This is a genomic window from Zhongshania sp. (genome assembly GCF_047636175.1).
Lineage (GTDB): Bacteria > Pseudomonadota > Gammaproteobacteria > Pseudomonadales > Spongiibacteraceae > Spongiibacter.
The window spans coordinates 51,225-70,019 of the sequence record NZ_JBLIKC010000021.1 but is presented as its reverse complement, the minus strand read 5'-3'; the positions used below and the strand labels follow the sequence as shown (position 1 = coordinate 70,019).

Annotated in this window: 10 protein-coding genes; 8 read left to right on the top strand and 2 right to left on the bottom strand. The window is 49.4% G+C overall.

Annotated elements, in window-relative coordinates:
• Positions 1 to 373 precede the first annotated feature (373 nt).
• Positions 374 to 1,720, top strand: coding sequence for an aldehyde dehydrogenase family protein (locus tag ACI955_RS13120; RefSeq protein ID WP_415244191.1), 1,347 nt, complete (start codon positions 374 to 376; stop codon positions 1,718 to 1,720).
• Positions 1,721 to 2,548: 828 nt separating this feature from the next.
• Positions 2,549 to 6,244: an amidase family protein gene (locus tag ACI955_RS13115; protein ID WP_415244190.1), complete on the top strand. Its 3,696-nt coding sequence runs from the start codon at positions 2,549 to 2,551 to the stop codon at positions 6,242 to 6,244.
• Positions 6,245 to 6,635: 391 nt separating this feature from the next.
• Here ACI955_RS13115 and ACI955_RS13110 read toward each other — a convergent pair whose 3' ends face one another.
• Positions 6,636 to 9,041, bottom strand: a complete 2,406-nt coding sequence (locus ACI955_RS13110) for a TonB-dependent receptor (protein WP_415244189.1) — start codon at positions 9,039 to 9,041, stop codon at positions 6,636 to 6,638.
• A gap of 274 nt (positions 9,042 to 9,315) precedes the next feature.
• Positions 9,316 to 10,764 carry an MFS transporter gene (locus tag ACI955_RS13105; protein WP_415244188.1) on the bottom strand — a complete coding sequence of 483 codons (1,449 nt, stop codon included), beginning with the start codon at positions 10,762 to 10,764 and terminating at the stop codon, positions 9,316 to 9,318.
• Between the two features lie 325 nt (positions 10,765 to 11,089).
• Here ACI955_RS13105 and ACI955_RS13100 point away from each other — a divergent pair, with 325 nt between their 5' ends.
• From ACI955_RS13100 to ACI955_RS13075, 6 genes are all read left to right on the top strand, one after another.
• Entirely contained in the window at positions 11,090 to 11,887 is a 798-nt protein-coding gene (locus ACI955_RS13100) for a helix-turn-helix domain-containing protein (RefSeq protein ID WP_415244187.1), read from the top strand.
• A 234-nt stretch (positions 11,888 to 12,121) separates the two neighbouring features.
• A complete protein-coding gene (locus tag ACI955_RS13095; protein WP_415244186.1) occupies positions 12,122 to 12,937 on the top strand; it encodes an acetoacetate decarboxylase family protein in 816 nt (271 codons plus the stop codon).
• 24 nt (positions 12,938 to 12,961) lie between these two features.
• Positions 12,962 to 14,218, top strand: coding sequence for a 3-hydroxyacyl-CoA dehydrogenase NAD-binding domain-containing protein (locus tag ACI955_RS13090; protein ID WP_415244185.1), 1,257 nt, complete (start codon positions 12,962 to 12,964; stop codon positions 14,216 to 14,218).
• A gap of 54 nt (positions 14,219 to 14,272) precedes the next feature.
• A complete protein-coding gene (locus ACI955_RS13085; RefSeq protein WP_415244184.1) occupies positions 14,273 to 15,976 on the top strand; it encodes a class I adenylate-forming enzyme family protein in 1,704 nt (567 codons plus the stop codon).
• Between the two features lie 194 nt (positions 15,977 to 16,170).
• Positions 16,171 to 17,958, top strand: a complete 1,788-nt coding sequence (locus tag ACI955_RS13080; protein ID WP_415244183.1) for an acyl-CoA dehydrogenase C-terminal domain-containing protein — start codon at positions 16,171 to 16,173, stop codon at positions 17,956 to 17,958.
• Between the two features lie 9 nt (positions 17,959 to 17,967).
• On the top strand, positions 17,968 to 18,789 hold the full coding sequence (locus tag ACI955_RS13075) for an SDR family oxidoreductase (RefSeq protein WP_415244182.1): 822 nt from the start codon (positions 17,968 to 17,970) through the stop codon (positions 18,787 to 18,789).
• The last annotated feature ends 6 nt before the right edge of the window (positions 18,790 to 18,795 follow it).

The window sequence follows — 18,795 nt, the reverse complement described above, 5'->3', positions numbered from 1 at the left end:
GCGCTCAGCACCGGCCAGACGGCTGATCCACTGAAACTCGTTGACGAGTCGATTGAGATCAAAGACGTATTCAACTAATTCAAAGTATGAGAGCACAGACAATGCCATTAATATTTTACACATCACAGGATGACAACATTCAAGAAGTCAGCAGGAGGTCAGCGGCACAAATTTGATAATTTTAGCCATAAGCAATAAAGCGAATAAGAAGAAATAATAGAAGTAGATGAAATAGTTTTTATTTCGACTTATACGGTCATCTATCTTTTTTGAGATGGCGATTGTGCGCTCACATTGTTAAATGAAGTGAGCATAAATAGACTATATTGATACGATATTTACACTAAGATAATTATAAAATGAGGAATTATTTATGAATGCTGAAAATAAAATTGCTGTAGATGAAGTTTATGAAGTGTTCGATCTGCAAACTGAAAATCAATGGCACGTTCGCCGTAGTTCAGCTGCGCAGCGTATTGAAAAACTTAAGCGCTTGAGAGCAGCCGTTCTCTTATACGAAGACGAGATTAAGAGCGCACTGTTTCTTGACCTGCGTAAAAACGAAGAGGCCGCGACCCTTGAGTTGGACGCGGTTTATGGTGATATTGATGACGCAATCGCGTCCGTCACCGAGTGGATGAAGCCAGTGATAGTTGAGACGTCTGAGGCATTCAAATCTGCTAGAGCGAAATTGGTTTATGAAGCTCGAGGCATCGTCTTATTATTTGGCGCCTGGAATTTTCCTTTCACCTTAGTGTTTCAGCCATTAGTGCCAATAATTGCTGCCGGCAATTGTGCAATTGTTAAACCAAATGAGCTGTCACCAAATACTAGTCTAATCATTTCAAAGATTATAAAAGACGTTTTTGATAGAGATGAGATAGCAGTATTTGAAGGCGGTGTTGATTTAGCTAATCGCTTATTAGAGCTACCAATAGATCATGTATTTTTTACGGGTAGTCCAGCGGTGGGCAAAATAGTGATGGCTGCTGCGGCTAAGCATTTGGCCTCGGTTACGCTCGAGCTTGGTGGCAAGAACCCCGTGATAGTAGACAGATCTGCGAATATTGAAGATGCGGCGGCAAAGATCGCTTTTTTGAGGAATATGAATACAGGTCAAGTTTGCCTATGCCCTGAAAATGTTTACGTCCATGAAGACTGTAAAGATCAATTCATAGCTGTAGCTAAAGCGACCTATAGCGCTACCTGCTATATCGACGGTGAGCTTAACACCGACGTTCATGGAAAAATTGTAGATAAGCGGAATTTGGATCGGGTGAGAGGCTATTTAGATGATGCACTTGCGAAAGGTGCGAGCTTAGAGTTTGGCGGCCAAGTTGATGAGTCTACTCAGTCTATTCACCCTACGATCCTTACCAATGTTCCGCACGATGCAAGGATTATGAGTGAGGAGGTTTTCGGTCCCATCTTGTCTATTTTCACATATAAGGATATTTCAGAGGTCTATAAGTCCTTGCACAAGCAGGAAAAACCCTTGGCATTGTATGTGTTTAGTGAGGACGATGATTTTATTGAAGATGTTCTCGCAAATACGTCTTCCGGCGGGGTTACAGTTAATCATTGTGTCATGCATTATCTTGAGCACAATTTACCTTTTGGCGGGGTCAATGGCAGCGGTATCGGGCGATATCATGGCATACACGGATTCAAGGAACTTTCTCATGAGCGCGCTGTGCTGCACACCGTGATTGAAGCTTAATTATCTTGATGTGATGGCATTACCCGCCACTGAAGATTGACGATGGAGCATTGCGCTGCGGCGCAATGCTCCATCCATTGCTTGCGAACATCTCGGCGACTGCTTGTAAGTCTGAAAGGCTGCCTGTTGAAAGAATATCTGTTTTGCTCCCCCAGCTCAGCCGGATAGAGCGCTGCAGCAATCTCCTAGATTCAGTAATTCACAATTGATAACCTTTATAAAAGTTATGCGTTCATATAATAGCTTTTAATAGCGAACGTTCAAGGAAAAGCCACGGATCACTTTTGGTGCGGCCGTTCAATGTGTGCATCAGCATTGTGCGAGGTCTCAGTGAGTTTAGGTGCAGTCTAAATAAACTGACTTCTGATTCTGTTTTTTGTACGGTTGTCACTCCCCATGCTCGACCACAAGCGCTACCATTGAATCCAGCGTCTCAGGTCTAAATGCGCGCATGCGATATGCCCGCCCGAAGTCCATTGTCGACGCTGAGCTCGATCTGACAGCATTGACGTAGATCGATGTCCTGTTCGATTAGGCTTATACCGGCACGGTATAAATCACCAGTATGCTAATCCAACGCATCCCGTACAGGTCAGAAATTTTAACTACTATGACCTTAAATGGGCGTCTCTCAGTAGTGCATCCTAATAAACACTTGCTCACCAACTCAGCGCGTTGCCATTTACGTCATCTTCACAAGCATAGCTTTCCAAATACGCATCAGTGACTTTACGTGGCATAGAGATTGCAATGGCATAATTTTTGGTTTAATCCCTGTGAGTTCCAAAAGACTTGCGTCGCTGTATATTGCTAAAACGGAGAAATTGAATGCGCCAGATTTTTGTTATTGGCTGCTTAAGTGTTTTTTTGACTGCCTGTGGTGGAGGTTCTACCTCTAGCTCAAGCTCCCAAGATGGAAATAACTCTGATTTCGGCCCTGCCACCACGGGCCAATTTATTGACTCACCCATTAAGGGGATTTTTTACTCGGTTGACCCAAGTGCGACCGCAGGTGCCAGTTTGTCGCAGACAGATGCCGCGGGTAACTTCGATTACTTAGAAGGGCAGACCGTCTCGTTTTTCTTGGGATCACTAAAACTTGGCGCGGCTCTGGGCGGGCCATTTATTACACTAGATGACCTGCTTGGTTCAGGCAACGCCGTAACCAACCTTGCTCGCGTGTTACTTACATTGGATGAAGATGGCGATCCAGATAACGGCATTACCCTGTCTCCGCTTGTTATCGATAAAGCCTTAGCTTTCAATCTGTCGCTGACGGAATTTGATGTCGACCCCGCCAACTTTGAGGCGTCTAACGCCAGTACTTTTGCGCAAAACGCAAACGGGGATAACCGTGCCTTGATTACGGCGACGGAAGCCGATAGCCACCTAGAGAAAACGCGAAAAGATTTATCTGACGGCACCTTCGACTTTGACGGTGGCGCCGACACCGACAATGATGGCGTTAACGATGCTGTGGATGTTTGCCCAGCAACACCCGCAGGTCTTGCCGTTGACGGGGACGGATGCGCGCTAGCAGAAGCAGAACAAGATAATGATAGCGACGGCATAAAAAATGGTGAGGATAACTGCCCCGCCGACGCCAATACTGACCAGCTCGACACCGATCGTGATGCGCGTGGCAATGCCTGTGATCTCGACGACGACAACGACGGCGTGCTCGATAGTGATGAAGCGGAAATCGGCTCAAACCCTTTACTCGTCGACTCTGATGAAGACGGTGTAGCCGACGGTGATGATGCCTTTCCCACGGATAATTCCGAAACCGAGGACACCGATCGTGATGGTATTGGCAATAATGCCGATGCCGATGACGACGGTGATGGCTTAAGTGACACTGACGAACAGTCCCTAGGCACCGATCCTAAGCGCGCCGACTCGGATAGCGACGGCGTTTCAGATAGCCAAGACGCCTTCCCCAAAGATTCATCTGAAACAGCTGACACAGACGGCGACGGCGTAGGCGACAACAGCGACGCTTTCCCAGCCGACTCCTTAGAAACCAAGGATACTGATGACGACGGCGTTGGCGATAACGCCGATGCATTCCCTGAGGATGAAACTGAGTCCGTCGATACCGATGGTGATGGCGTTGGCAATAATACTGACGAAGACGATGACAACGATGGCCTAGGCGACGCTGAAGAGCAGTCGCTCGGTACCGATCCTCTGTTAGCCGACTCGGATAGCGACGGCGTGTCAGACAGTCAAGACGCCTTCCCTACGGATGATTCCGAAACAGCTGACGCTGACGGCGACGGCGCAGGCGATAACGGCGACGCTTTCCCCGCCGACTCCTCGGAAACTACCGACACTGATGGTGATGGTGTCGGTGATAATACCGATGCATTCCCTGAGGATAGCTCTGAGACCGTCGATACCGATGGTGATGGCGTTGGCAATAATACTGACGAAGACGATGACAACGATGGCCTAAGCGACGCTGAAGAGCAGTCGCTCGGCACCGACCCTAAACGTGCCGATTCGGATGGCGACGGCGTGTCAGACAGTCAAGATGCGTTCCCCACAGATTCAGCTGAAACAGCTGACACTGACGGCGATGGCGTCGGCGACAACGGTGACGCTTTTCCAGAAGACGCTAGTGAAACCAAAGATACTGATGGCGATGGTGTGGGCGACAATGCCGATGCATTCCCTAGCGACAGCAGCGAGAGCGCGGACGCCGATGGCGATGGTATTGGCGACAACGCAGATATCGACGATAACAATGATGGCATACGCGACGACCTCTTCCAGCTAGTCGAAGCCACAATGGCAGACGTGCACGCCGCGTTAGCCGGTGAGCAAGTTAACGAAGATGGTGAGCCTTTAACTTGTGTTGCTATCACCCAGCAATACATTGATCGAATTCTTGCCTATAACAACAACCCTCAACCTAACGGCGGCTTACCCATTTTCGGTGTGTTGGCAATATTGCCAAATGCAATAGCGCAGGCGCAGGCCTTGGATGAGCTATACGCCAGTGACGGCGGTATAGGGGATCGCTACCTGCACTGTATGCCGGTGCTGTTAAAGGACAACTACGACACCTTTGATTACCCGTCTACGCAGGGCTCTTACTCGATGTTAGGTCACCAAGCTGGCGTTGATGCCAACTCAGTGGACGGTTTGCGAAAAGCCGGCGCCTTGATTTTAGGTAAGGCAAACCAAGATGAATTTGCGTTCTTTACAACTGGTTTTTCTGCCCGAGCGATTCAGGTAAGCAACCCATACAATACTCGAGAAAGCCCAGCAGGCTCGTCCTCTGGAACGGGTGCCTCTTTAGCGGCCAACTTTGCCTTGGGCGGCACCGGTTCCGATACCTGCCAGTCGATTAGACATCCGTCTTCTGTTGGCGGCCTGGTGGGTATTCGCCCAAGCCTAGGCGTGGTATCTCAACATGGTATTTACCCGCTAGGACATAGCCGAGATACCGGCGGACCAATGACACGCTCGGTGACCGATTCAGCCTTAATGCTCACGGCCATGGGTAAGTTTGACGAGCGCGATCCAAAGGCAAGGGCATTCCCAGCCGATCAGCGTCCAGATAGCTACGCACTGTACCTAAATCGCGAGCAATATGGCTTGGCCGGACGTTCGATCGGCGTGGTGCGAGACCTTGGCGGCAACACTAGTGCTACGGGTACCGGCGCACAGGGAGAGCTGATCGATGCGGCTGTAGCGAAAATGGAGGAATTGGGCGCCAGTGTCTACAACGTCTATCTACCCAACTACAGGTCACTTGGCGCAGGCTCTAGCCATTACGATATGAATGAGTACTTTGCGGTATTTGAGTCTGAAGGTGGCACGAGTGCGCGCCGCTGCGTAAGCAGCACTGCGATTGCTATCGACGGAGAGGAATCAGCTCACGACCGAGACGACCAGTGCTTTGGCCTTGAAGGCATTGTCGAGTCGGCGCGCGTTGGCCCCAGAACGGCGGGACTTTTCGCGCTAACAGCGCTAGGTGATCCTAACATGCCGCCCTCGGCAGCGCAGTTACAAGCCATTGTAGACATGCGCGCATACGTGACGGGAGAAATGGATGTTGTCAAAGACGAAAATGGTGAGTCCATCATGGGTCCTGACGGCGCAACGGTAAGTGTTGATGCGCTTATCTTTTCGCCTGGTCCCAGCGGCGGTAGAACCTGTGATTTTGGCTCAACCACGCAAATGGGCTCTATCGTTGTGCCGGTCGGTTTTGACAATTCCGTGGGTGTTCCGCGTGGTATGGAGATCTTTGTTCGTCAATTCGATGAAGGAACGGGCATCGGTATTGCTTACGACTACGAGCAAGCCACCAAACACCGTCGGCCCCCCAGCATTGTTCCAGCAATCGGCAGTGATAACGCTAACGTGAGTGAGTTTAATGCCCGTGTGCAGGCAGCTATCGCCGCCTATGCCGCATTCCCGCCGGAGGATTTGTCGCCCGAGGCCTATCGCGCAGCGTTAGAGGAGCTACTCGGCCCTCTACCGACAGAGTCGGCGCAAGAGCAAGCGCAGTAAACGTTATATTGTTAGTTAGAAAGGCCGGGTTTCCCCGGCCTTTTGCTATGCGTCGTATAAGTAAGTCGGCCTGCAGACGCTATTTAGTGAATGGTTCTTCTTACAGGATGCGAGGCTTTGGATATTGGCACTTTTGTTATCTGGATTATGGTTTCTAAGCACCGGTCGAATAATAGATCGCCTGAGGGCATTCACTTTAATCAATATACTCTGGCAAGGCCTGTCGAATTTGTTGGACCTAGATTATGTTGGCACTCGAAATTGCTTCACAAACAGTGGCGGCTTATAGCATTTGGATCACAGCCGACGGCATAGTGGTCCGCGTAAAATTCTACGGAGCTTGGCCTTAGTATTGTGATCATTTGCAAGCTCGCCCCTGCTACGTGATTTCTTATTGCCACTCATAGCGTAGATTTAGATTCAACGTCGGCTCAGAGGGCAGCGCTGCAGCGACATAATTCCCGGGCAGGCTGGCTTGATCCAGGACCAGTACCGATTCTTCTTCGCCGGTAATGTTTTTCCCGTTAAGGATAATAGACCAAGTGTTGTCATCGGATTTAAAGCCAATGCGCATATTAATTTTGGTCGTTGCCTCTTGTGTGGCAACCGGGTCGTTATCGGTATCAATAAAATGCTTCCCCTGATAGACAAGGTCGACACCAAGCAATAAATTCACACCGCTTTGCGCGATTGGCATTAGCAGATTGCTGTATAGGCTGCCGCTCGCTTCCGGTGCAAAGGCGAGTGGAGCACCCGATAAGTCTTGAAAGGACGGTGCTAATACGGTTGTCGTCGGGTCGTTTGATTCGTCATAGCAAGAGGGGTCGCCAGAGCCTGACGGTGTTCCGGCTATTGCTGGCGCGCACAAATAATCAATATATTCCGCTTGTACAAAGCCTGCGCTGCCGCCAAGAGAAAGATAGGGTATTGGTGGTAGCCAGAAAAAATCGAATTCAAGCCCGGTGGTCTGGGCATTGGCAGCGTTCTTTACAAATATTGAGCGGCCATCAAAGTTGCGTACCTGCAGGTCTGAGTATTCGGTGTGGAATACAGCGCCGTTTAGCGTTAAGGAGCCGTCGAAAAGTTTGCTCTTGATACCCATTTCGAAAGCATTTGCCTTTTCGGGTTCAAAGGTGAGATTGTCGTTATTAAATACCCCTGCAGCGAAACCACCGCTCTTAAAGCCCTGTGTCGCGGTGGCGAACACCGTTAATTCTTCAGTCGCCTGCCATGTTAGGGTTAGCTTGGGAGTGAAGTCGTAGTCACTTTGCTCAATGGTCTCATCAAAGTTCTCCTGACCGGTAACCAGGGGCGCGGCGACAGTAGTTGCAGAGCGGCCGGCGCTAATGCGACCTTTTCGCTGATCTTCACCGTAGCGTAAACCGATGATAGCGGTAACAGTCTCGGTGAGTAGCCAATCGAACTGCGCAAAATAAGCGACGCTCTGAGAGTCAACGGCCGTTGATCCGAAAATGGTTTCACCTCGTCCGTCATCCGACGGGTTCACAGTAATCGGCAAAGGTATAATGAGGCTGGGTGCAGGATCGAAGAATGCACCCGCGCGAGTATAATCGATAATGCCGGTGCCGTTTTTCTGCTTAACGGAAACACTGTGATTACTTTGCGACGCAAATACACCGGAAATGAAGTCTAGGCCGTAACCCAGACTGAAGGGCGCGGGTAAGCTGCCGGCAAATTGAATCTCAAGAATATTTTGCTCGTAATAATCTGGCTCATCGGTGCCGAAATTGATGAAATCAATTGGTGAGAAATCGCCGTCAAGAGCATAAGGGCTGACCATCTCAGACCAGCCGCCAATAACTTGCGCGCTGAGATCACTAAATACGCCATAGTCACCGATATCCAAGGCATATTTAAGATTGACTGAACTGGTGTCGCGGTCCGAAAAAGTGTCCCTATCCATTGAAAGGGTGTCATTGTAGGCATCAGTTTCTACCGCGGGGTCGTATTCGCGGAATACTGAGAGTGATTTTTCCGTCGCTTTTTTGAGCTGTAAAATTAGGCCCAACTCCCGCTGCTTGGACTGCCAAGCATTGAGTAACAGGCTGGAGCGGTCGTTTATAAACCACTTGAGTTTTAGGCGGCTGGAAAGATCGCTTACATGGTTTTGTTCATTATCGCGGGCGGTATTGTGAACATGCCAATCGCGATCATTGTAGCGAACCGCGACACGCCCAGCTAAGACATTATCAATAATTGAAAAAGAGGTGCCAGCTTCAACGCTGACCGTGTCGTAGCTTGCTGCCGACGTGCTGACAAAGCCGCTGTTGTCAAAATCCGGGTCCCGCGTGGTAAAATTTAGTACCCCAGCAATGGTGTTTTTGCCAAATAGCGTCCCTTGGGGACCGCGCAGCACTTCCATGCGCTCAAGGTCAAAAAATGCGTCGTTGATATAGGATGAACGGCCGTAAAAAACACCGTCAATAGAAAGGCCGACAGAGGGTTCAAGGCCGCGCCCCAGTGGTGGCGTGCCAAAACCGCGAATGGTCAGCACAGGTGCGTAGCCAAGGGCGGTACTAAACTTAACATTTGGTGTGTATTGTACCAATTCGCCAACATCCGTACTGCCGAGGTCGCCAATAAAGTCGCGATCAAAGCTGCTCACCGATACAGGGACATCTTGCAGACTTTGAGCCCTTTTCTGGGCCGTAACAATAACTTCTTCGATTATGCGTGATTTGCTTTGATCAACAGTGCTTGTCTCGGCAGCTGCAAGTACACTTGAGCTAAATATAGTCGCGCTCATTACCGCGCCAATCCGATTAATTTTAATCATTTCCCACCTCTCGCGAGCCTTGAATTATGTATTGCTCGCGTAAATTGCCATTATTATCAGGCGTTACTATTTGCAGTTGTACCATGATATTGATAATGCGTGGCGGGCAAGTGAATTACCACGACCTAGCAAGTCGGGTAATTAGCAATGCCATTGAGCTGAATTATTTATCTCGGTTCGACGCTTATGCGCCTTTAAAAAAACAGATTTTTTGAGTGCGGAAAGATCGCGTCTCAGTGCCGGTGCGAGGCTATATTAATGTCTAAAGCCATTGCTAAGAAATTTCTTGAGTCGCATGTGATTTCACCCGGAGTTCTTGTTTGTTTTCAGCTATTGCTCGGAGTACCTCGCGGTGGCTGGCAGAAGTCAGTGGATAGCGTGATGAAATCACGATGGTAATCATAAACAGCGCAAGCAGGACCGGGCCGGCCAAGACAGCTAAATTATTTACGGCTGCCGCAGGCATGTCGACTGGTAGGGTATTTTTTGGAAAGTTAATAATATCGAGCGCGACGCCAGCAAAAAAACTGCCTAATCCGAAGCTCGCCTTGGTTGCCAAGGAGCGGGCAGCAAAAAATAAACCTTCCTCGCGCTTGGCGGTGTGCTGCTCGTGAACATCAATGGTATCGGACAACATGGAGTCAAGTATTATGATGTAAGCAATAAAGAAGGACTGTGCGATAGCATTGCCGACAAAAACAATCGTCAAACGAGCAGAGATAGATAAGGGTTGAAATAAATCCAAAAAATACAGAAAAAACGGAAATGCCGATATCATCCCGCCTGCAAACACGCAAACCGCCAAGGTATTTTTCTTGTCTATTTTTGATGACAAATTTTGAGCGACCATCGGTGCTACGAATATACTCAAGATAACCGATGATGAAAGAATGGCTAAATGCTCTGAGGTAAATTCAAAGATATAGCTGCTAACATAAAGTAGTAGAGTTTGGCTCACGCCGGCCACAATCATGAACATCAGCGTTGCCAAGAAGAGAATTCTAAAGGCATGCTCTTTTAATGTAACGAAGACAGTTATAAAGGCAAAAAATGCATTTTTTGCCTGTGGGTCATGTGCGGCTTTTGATAGTGTGGGGATCACGCTGCGTGTGCTGAAAACCGAGATCAGCATCACGATCATGCCAGTTAGTCCGACAAAAAACCCAAAGGACGTATAACTGTCAGCATTGAGCATGCCGTTTTGATAGGTTTCTGTTGAAGGGAAAAAGAGGGCAAAACCTAATACCGTGGTGACGAGAACGCCAGCGTAGGAAAAAAATACCCGAAAGCTGATTAGCTTGGTGCGTTCATGGTAGTCGCGGACCATCTCCGCACCAAGTGATAAGTGCGGCACAAAAAATAATGTCAGTGTGAGTCTAACGACAATAGCCCAGCCTAGCATCCAGCAGAATAATGCCATTTCCCCCATCCCTGTCGGCGGGCTAAACAGTGCAATCATGGCTGCCGCAAACGGTATCGCTCCAGCCAGCATAAATGGATGGCGACGACCCCAGCGAGAATTAAATCGATCGGATAACTGTCCGATCATAGGGTCTGTTATCGCGTCGACCAACAGCGCGAGCAACGCGGCCATTCCAGCTAGGCTGCCGGATAGGCCCAGTACCTGGTTGTAATAGAAAAATAAGAAGGTACTGAATGCCGCCGTTTTAATTCCGTCGGCGGATTGCCCGATGCCGTAGCCGATTTTTAAGGACGTTTTCAATTTGAAGTACCACGGGTGGTTAAATGTTAGCGGTGCCTAAGTCGGCAGATTTTTATTTTCACGATTGCGTTGACGAGCTCATTGCTAATTGAATATAGGCCATGGATCACGGCCTTGGTATGTAGCTATATTTCTTCTAGCTTGCCGGTCGCTATAATTATTTTCAGGATTCTTACATGGGGCTCCCACCCCGGCCACGACGTGGTGTGTCCGGTAGCGGCCCGATTGCAGATTATGTGTGTCAGCGGTAGTATGAATTTCAATTTTATCAGTAGCGTGGAGTCAAAGTATCGAGCAGCGATCAGATTACGCCTTTTCTCGCTTTTTGAAGTTTTGGCGGCGGGTGCATAAGCTTAGCCAGGAAGAGCTTGCGGGTCGTCTAGGCAGCTCGCCGCGCCATATTAGTCGTTTGGAAACAGGGACATGCAGAGCAAGTGAGGCAATTGTCCTGCAAATTGGCGAGGTTCTTACGCTTGGTAAGCGCGACCTAAATCACCTGTTAATCTCGGCGGGTTATGCGCCATTTGTTGAGAGTATAGACTTTAATTCGCCAGAGCTTCGCTGGTTGCGCAAGGCAATGATATTAACTTTGCGGGCCTTAGATCCCTATCCCGCCACCCTTGTTGACAGTGATTCCCAGATATTGATGGTAAATAAAGGCTTTGTGAATTTGTTTAGTCAAGTAGTTCCTGCGTCACTGCTCGCCCAAATTAGTAATAACTATGATTTTGTCTTTGGACGTAGCAGCAGCGACAGCATGGTTAAAGACTGGGAAGACATTGTCTCTGCTATTATAATGGCCGGGCAGCAGGCCGCATTGTTTAGTAATAACCCAGACGATCAGGCGCAGATCGATAGTTTAGTAGAGCGCAGTAGCGTTCCCCAAGACTGGGCTCAGCGCGCTGCTAAAATGGAACCAAGATCAAGCTTTCGAGTGCAGGTTGATTTGCTGGGCGAGGTTCAGAATTTCTTTAATGTGAGCACTATCGTTGGGTCTTTGGGCCCCGCTGCCTTTGTGTCCGACCCGCGGCTGACAATTAATATACTGTACCCTGAAGACGACGATCTGGATTTGAACTTCCCAGCTGACGCAGATATAAGTCATCCGCTGTTGTTTTACTAAATCTGGCGTATCTCTCATCGGTAAAAAATAACTGTTACACCCTCGCTTGGCGTTAATTCATCCTCCTCCTTCGCTTATTCCAACTTTCTAGACTTGCTGTGTCGTGGTGGTCTGCTGTCGACATGCGTAACAATGTTTATAGTCAGTGCAATCAGGCTGGGTTTGGCATTGTGCCATCGCAAAAAAGTCCTGAGCGCCTTAGGTTTGCAAATATCAATAAGACGGAAAAGAGCCATGTTTACTTTGGATCCACATCAAAGCTATATGATGCCCGCCCATTTTGGGCCGCGTTATATTGGCGCGAAAACCTCAGGTTGGTATCACGACGTTACCGCGATGGTGGTCTCGTACAAAACCGATCGGGCGAAACTGGCCGCCTATTTGCCAGAGGCATTCGAAGTGGCAGATGACGCTATTGTCTCGGTTTTTTATGCTTGTAACAAACAGGTCGACTGGCTGGCGGGGCGGGGCTACAACCTGCTCGGGGTTAATGCTCAGGTTGTATTTAAAGGCGACAAGGACCGATTGGTCGGTACCTACAACCTAGTGATGTGGGAAAATCTAACCGATGCGATTCTGTCTGGCCGTGAACTTCAAGGCATACCAAAAGTGTTTGCTGATATACCAGATCATCAGGTCAATGGTGGCCGCTGGCAAGTTGCCGCATCGCATTTCGACAACCCGATTATCGATATGGCAATCGATGGCCTCGTTAAAGTAAGTGCAGAAGATGTTGAGGCGCAGTTAAAAGCCGACGCCGATAAGGACAACCCCATGGCTTGGCGATTCATGCCGGCGGTTGGTGGGTTTGGACCGCCGACGGTGAATGAAGTCACGATATTTCCCTCAAAGAACGAGTACAGCGAAGTGTTTGTTGGCAGTGGCGAGCTCAGCTGGGCGAATCTGACTTGGGAGCAAAATCCCACGCAGTACCATATTGTTAATGCCTTGGCGGGACTGCCAGTACTGGAATATTTGCCAGCTTTGGTTACCCGAGGGCGCACCAATTTAAGTTTACCTGAGCGCTGGTCGCGGACCTTATCACGGTGATCCGCGAACAGGGGAAGCGTTAATATGCAAATTTCTGAAATAACCACGGTCTGCTTCATCGGCGCAGGTACCATGGGTCGCTTTAATGCCTTGATGGCTGCCGCCGCGGGTTATGAGTCTATTCTCTACGATGTATCTACTACTGTGCTTAATGAGACGCGGGAACAGATTGGCATCATGGCCGCAATGCTGGTGCATGTTGGCTTTTTTAGTGAAGAAGAAGTTCACACCGCAATGCAGAATATACGGATTGAGCCAGATTTAGCCTTAGCGGTGCAAGATGCCCAGTTGGTTAGCGAATCTGTTGCTGAGCGTCTGGATATTAAGCGCAGTGTGCACCAAGGGCTCGCTTTAGCATGCCCGTCGACCGCTATTCTTACCACGAATACCAGCACGCTCTTAGTGTCCCAAATCGACGGCGCTCTACCATCTGACCGACAATTTGCTGCGCTGCACTCCCATCTTGGTGCGCGCTTGATTGATATTGTTAGTGGTACTCATACCAGTGCGGCAACAATCGACGTTTTACGGCGCTATGTGCTGAGTATTAACGGTGTGCCGTTGATCCTAAAGAAAGAAAGTCCTGGCTATGTGCTAAACACCTTGCTGGGCTCATTATTAGGCATGGCGCTCGGCCTCGTGCTAGAAGGCGGTATGTCCATCGAAGATATTGACCGGGCGTGGATTCAAGGCGCGAAGGCGCCAATGGGCCCTTTCGGTATGATCGATCTCTTCGGCTTGGATGTCGTTCACGACAGTTGGGCACACCAGCAAAGTGATCCTCAGAATGCGGACCTGCGCACAAAAGTCATTGCGCTTTTATCGTCTCATATCAACGCCGGCAAGTTGGGTATGAAATCAGGACAAGGCTTTTATCAATATCCTGCGCCCAGCTATGAAAATGCCGACTTTACCGCCAATGGGACTGGGGACGATCTCTATAAAATTCTGGCTGGAACAGTCATCGAGCAAGCAATACTTCTGGCCAAAAGTGATGTGGCGACAACCGGCGACATCGACCGCGCTTGGATGTGCGGAACCGGCGCATTGCGTGGGCCGTTTGGCGATCTTGACGAGCAGGGCATAGTGAATTTCTTAAACGCCTACCGCAGTTATCGCGACCTGGGCATATTCACCCGGGCTAAGGTCGAGGTGGTAGAGGGTTTTCTTGCTGCGCAAGTGGTTCTAGGTAGATCCGGCAAACAAGATGGCCAGGGATTTTATCGTTACCCTGAGCCGTTGTTTGAGCATCCGGATTTTCTCCGGGGCGAAGCCATTTAACGATTATCGCGTTTACTGCGCGGACTCCTAAGATCAATAATATTGAGAAATTGTATGGAAGACACACTTTTAAAGATAAAAAGCAGTATTGCCACATTTACCGCTACGGGTGCTGACTTTGAAACGCTGACGCAAACCGTAAACGGGGTAGCCTATGATGTATATAAGAATGCACCGACTAATTTACGCGATCTGTATCAAGCGTGTTTGGCCTACGATGACAAGACCTTTCTTGTTTACCAAGATCAGCGCTTAAGCTTTCGCCAAACCTTTGAGCGCGCAGCAGTGCTTAGCGCTGCGTTGGCAATGGATTTGGGCGTACGCAAGGGCGATCGCGTCGCTATTGCTATGCGCAATAATCCCGAGTGGATTTTAAGCTTTATGGCGGTTACCGCGCTGGGCGCGGTCGCTGTACCTATGAACGCGTGGTGGACCAGTGAAGAATTGAAGTATGGCTTGGCCGACAGCGGCGCTCGTGTTGTGGTGGTTGATCAGCAACGATTCGACCGCATTAAGCCATTTCAAAATGAGCTTGGCTTAACACTCGTTCTAGCCACGAGTGCGATGCCTGCAAGCACAGACTCGAATGTTTATGATTTTAATGATCTAGCCAATCGCTATCCCTCCGCTACTATGCCGAGCGTCGAAATAGCGCCAGATGATGACGTTAGTATTTTGTATACCTCTGGCTCCACCGGAAATCCAAAAGGGGTGGTATCAACTCATCGGGGAATTATTAGCTCCTTAATGAGTTGGGTGTTATTGGGGGCGGCAGCTGGCGCTATTAATGACGTCGCTGAGAATGGCGCTCCGCCAGACGAAGCGGTAGCACTCTTAACTGTCCCGCTTTTTCATGTTACGGGTTCCCATAGTTTATTTTTGCTGTCTATTGTCATCGGTCGGAAGTTGGTGATGATGTACAAATGGGACCCCCAAGAAGCTCTTGCTCTCATCGAGCGCGAGCGCATTACCTATGTCAATGGCGTGCCGACGGTCTCCCAAGAATTACTCGACGCTGCTGAACATAGCGATCGCGATCTGTCGAGTCTTCGCGAACTTTATTCCGCGGGTGCTGCAAGGCCACCGGAGCATGTTCGCCGCATCAGTGAGGGCTTTAATCTCACCCCCGGCAGTGGCTATGGCCTGACTGAGACCAATGCCATTGGCGCTGTGAATATGGGTGTGACTTATATTCAGCGTCCGGCGAGTGTCGGTATTCCTTCCCCGTCAGTTACCCAAATTAAAATCCTCAGCGAGGGTGGTGCCATCCTTGCCGAGAATGAGCGGGGCGAAATTTGCATAAAAAGTCCGTCCAATGCGCGGGGCTACTGGAATAACCCAGAAGCCACCGCCGCGGCGTTTATCGACGGTTGGTTTCACACCGGTGATATCGGTTTTCTTGACGAAAATGGCATGTTATCTATCGTTGATCGCATCAAAGACATCATTATTCGTGGCGGTGAGAACATTAGCTGCAGTGAAGTTGAGGCAGCAATTTATGCCTGTCCAGACGTTGCTGAAGTCGCCGTCTTTAGCCTGCCCGATGATCGTCTTGGCGAGATAGTTGCCGCGGTGATATACATGAAGGCAGGGCGGGCAATAACTGTGGAGACCTTGAGGGCACTGTTGGAACAGAATCTTGCCAGCTACAAGGTTCCAGCATTTATCCAATTTAGTGATTTACCGTTGGCGAGAACCGCGACGGATAAAATATTTAAGCGGCAGATTAAAGAACAGGTCTTAGTGAACCAAAAATAAATAAGTTGCCTTATTTTTTAGAGGTGCTATCGCTTTAGCAGTAAATTTAATACTGCCTCGCCGAGTAAGCAGGCTCCATTACCATGGGATATTGTCCTGCTTAGACATTTGATGTCGCGGGCTCGTCGCCACTACAGCGCTTTATTTACTGAAAAAGTAAGGCGAATACTTTACCAAACTGAGAATCTTTAGCGATGAGTAATTACAAGGCGCCTGTGCGTGATATTCAATTTGTCCGTAACGAAGTATTAGATTTCGATGCCCATTATCGTGGTCTTGGCTTGCATGAAGTTAATGCTGAGTTGTGTGACGCGATATTGGCCGAGGCAGCGAAATTCGCCGAAAATGAATTGGCGCCATTAAATCGCAGCGGCGACGAAGAAGGCTGCCGGCTAACAGAAACCGGCGTGCAGGCGCCGAAGGGCTTTAAAGAGGCCTACGCAAAATATTGTGAAGGCGGCTGGCCCTCACTTAGTGCACCTGAAGAATTCGGCGGGCAGGGACTGCCCAGCTCTGTTGATATGATGGTTGGCGAATTAATGGGCCAGGCCAATCAGTCCTGGTCGATGTATCCCGGATTAAGTGGTGGTGCGCGGGAAACAATATATGCCCACGGTACCAATGAGCAAAAAACGCAGTACTTGCCTAAGCTAATAGAGGGCGCATGGACCGGCACTATGTGTTTGACCGAACCTCATTGCGGCAGTGATCTAAGCTCCCTACGGACTAAGGCCGAGCCTCTGGACGACGGCAGTTATCGGGTAACTGGCACGAAAATCTTTATTTCCTCCGGTGATCACGATCTTGCCGAGAATATTGTTCATATCGTTCTAGCGCGGCTGCCAGATGCACCTGCAGGCACCAAGGGAATATCCCTATTCATCGTTCCCAAATATTTGCCTAACGGTGACGGGGCTGTAGGCGAGCGTAATGCGGTGAACTGCGGCGCCCTTGAAAATAAAATGGGAATACATGGCAATGCTACCTGCGTTATGAATTTTGACGGTGCCAAGGCCTTTTTGATCGGTAAAGAAAATCGCGGCTTAGCATGTATGTTCACCTTCATGAACGGTGCCCGCATTGGTACTGCAGTGCAAGGTATTACTCACGCCGAGCTTGCTCTTCAGGGCGCATGGCGTTACGCATGCGAACGTGAGGCGGGCCGAGCACTCAGCGGTATTAAGAACCCTGATCGTCCCGCTGATTTATTAATTGTCCACCCGGATGTGCGGAGAATGTTGCTGACCATTCGCGCCTTTGCCGAAGGCAACCGCGCACTGGCTCATTATCTTATTAAATATATTGATATAAGTGCCTACTCCAAAGATCGAGACTTGGTTGCGAAGGGCGAGAAAATACTGGCAATGCTAACCCCAATTGCCAAAGGCTTTATGACCGAAAATGGTTTAGAGGCAGCTAATCTCGGTCTTCAAGTATTTGGTGGCCATGGATATATCCGCGAGTGGGGTATGGAGCAAAATGTCCGTGATGCTCGCATCAGTACCTTATACGAAGGCACCACTGGCATTCAGTCGATGGATTTGTTGGCCCGCAAAGTAATGGGGTCCGGCGGTGAATTGCTGAACCTATTAGCAAGCGAGATTCAGGCAAGTTTGGCGGATCTTGATGACGATGAATTTAGTCCGTTGCTACTCAAAGCCTTGGCCGAGTGGCAGGCAATAACTGCTGAAGTTGGCGCGGCATGCGCCGACGATGTCAATGAGTTGGGCTCTGCCGCTGTCGATTATTTGATGATGGGTGGCTATATTGTATTGGGGTGGATGTGGACGAAAATGGCCGTCGTTGCCAAGCAAAAAATATTGGTGCAAGACGATGGTTTTTATCGAAGTAAGTTGGCTACCGCTCGCTTCTACTTCCAAAAAATTCTGCCTCGCACCCTTACACATGCTGCGGTGATTCGCGCAGGCGCAGGTGCGGTGATGTGCTTGTCCGACGACGACATGCAGAGTTATCAGCAATAGGATCATATTATGAACGGTGTATCGAATTTAGGTATCAACGCGCTTTTCTCACTTAACGGTAAAGTCGCGTTGATTACCGGTGGGTCGAGGGGCATTGGCCGCATGATGGCTCAGGGCCTGCTGCAAGCCGGAGCGCGGGTTTATATCTCGGCTCGCAATGAGCAAGCGTGTCGCGTTGCGGCTGAAGAGTTAAGCGAGTTTGGCGAGTGCTTCGCGATACCCGCCGATATTGCTAGTGCTGAGGGCCGCGGGCATTTATGCCGTGCTCTGCAAGCCCGAGAGTCGCAGTTGGATATTCTCATTAATAATGCCGGTACTGCTTGGGGGGGCGACTTTGAAACCTATCCCGAGTCGGCCTTTGAAAAGCTAATGAACTTAAATGTGACTGCCGTGTTTGCACTGACTCGGGATTTAACTCCGCTACTCATTGCGGCTGCGTCTCAGGCAGACCCGGCGCGGGTGATTAATATTGGGTCTATTGATGGCCTGCATATTCCAACAGTTCACCGCGCCGGCACGTACGCTTATACCGCGAGTAAAGCGGCGGTGCACCATTTAACGCGACACCTTGCGGTTGAACTTGGTCCAAAATTTATTACGGTGAATGCAGTAGCACCCGGATTTTTTCCCAGCAAAATGACAGACCATGTGTTTGGCGAATTTGCCGATGACGTCGCTGCTAACAGTTTATTGAAACGCGCTGGTCAGGCTGAAGAAATGGCGGGGATTGCTATTTATCTTAGTTCTAGGGCCGGCGCCTACACTCATGGCGCAGTCATTCCGGTTGACGGTGGTACCTCAATTAACTCGCAGCACGTGATATCAGGCTAAGCATTC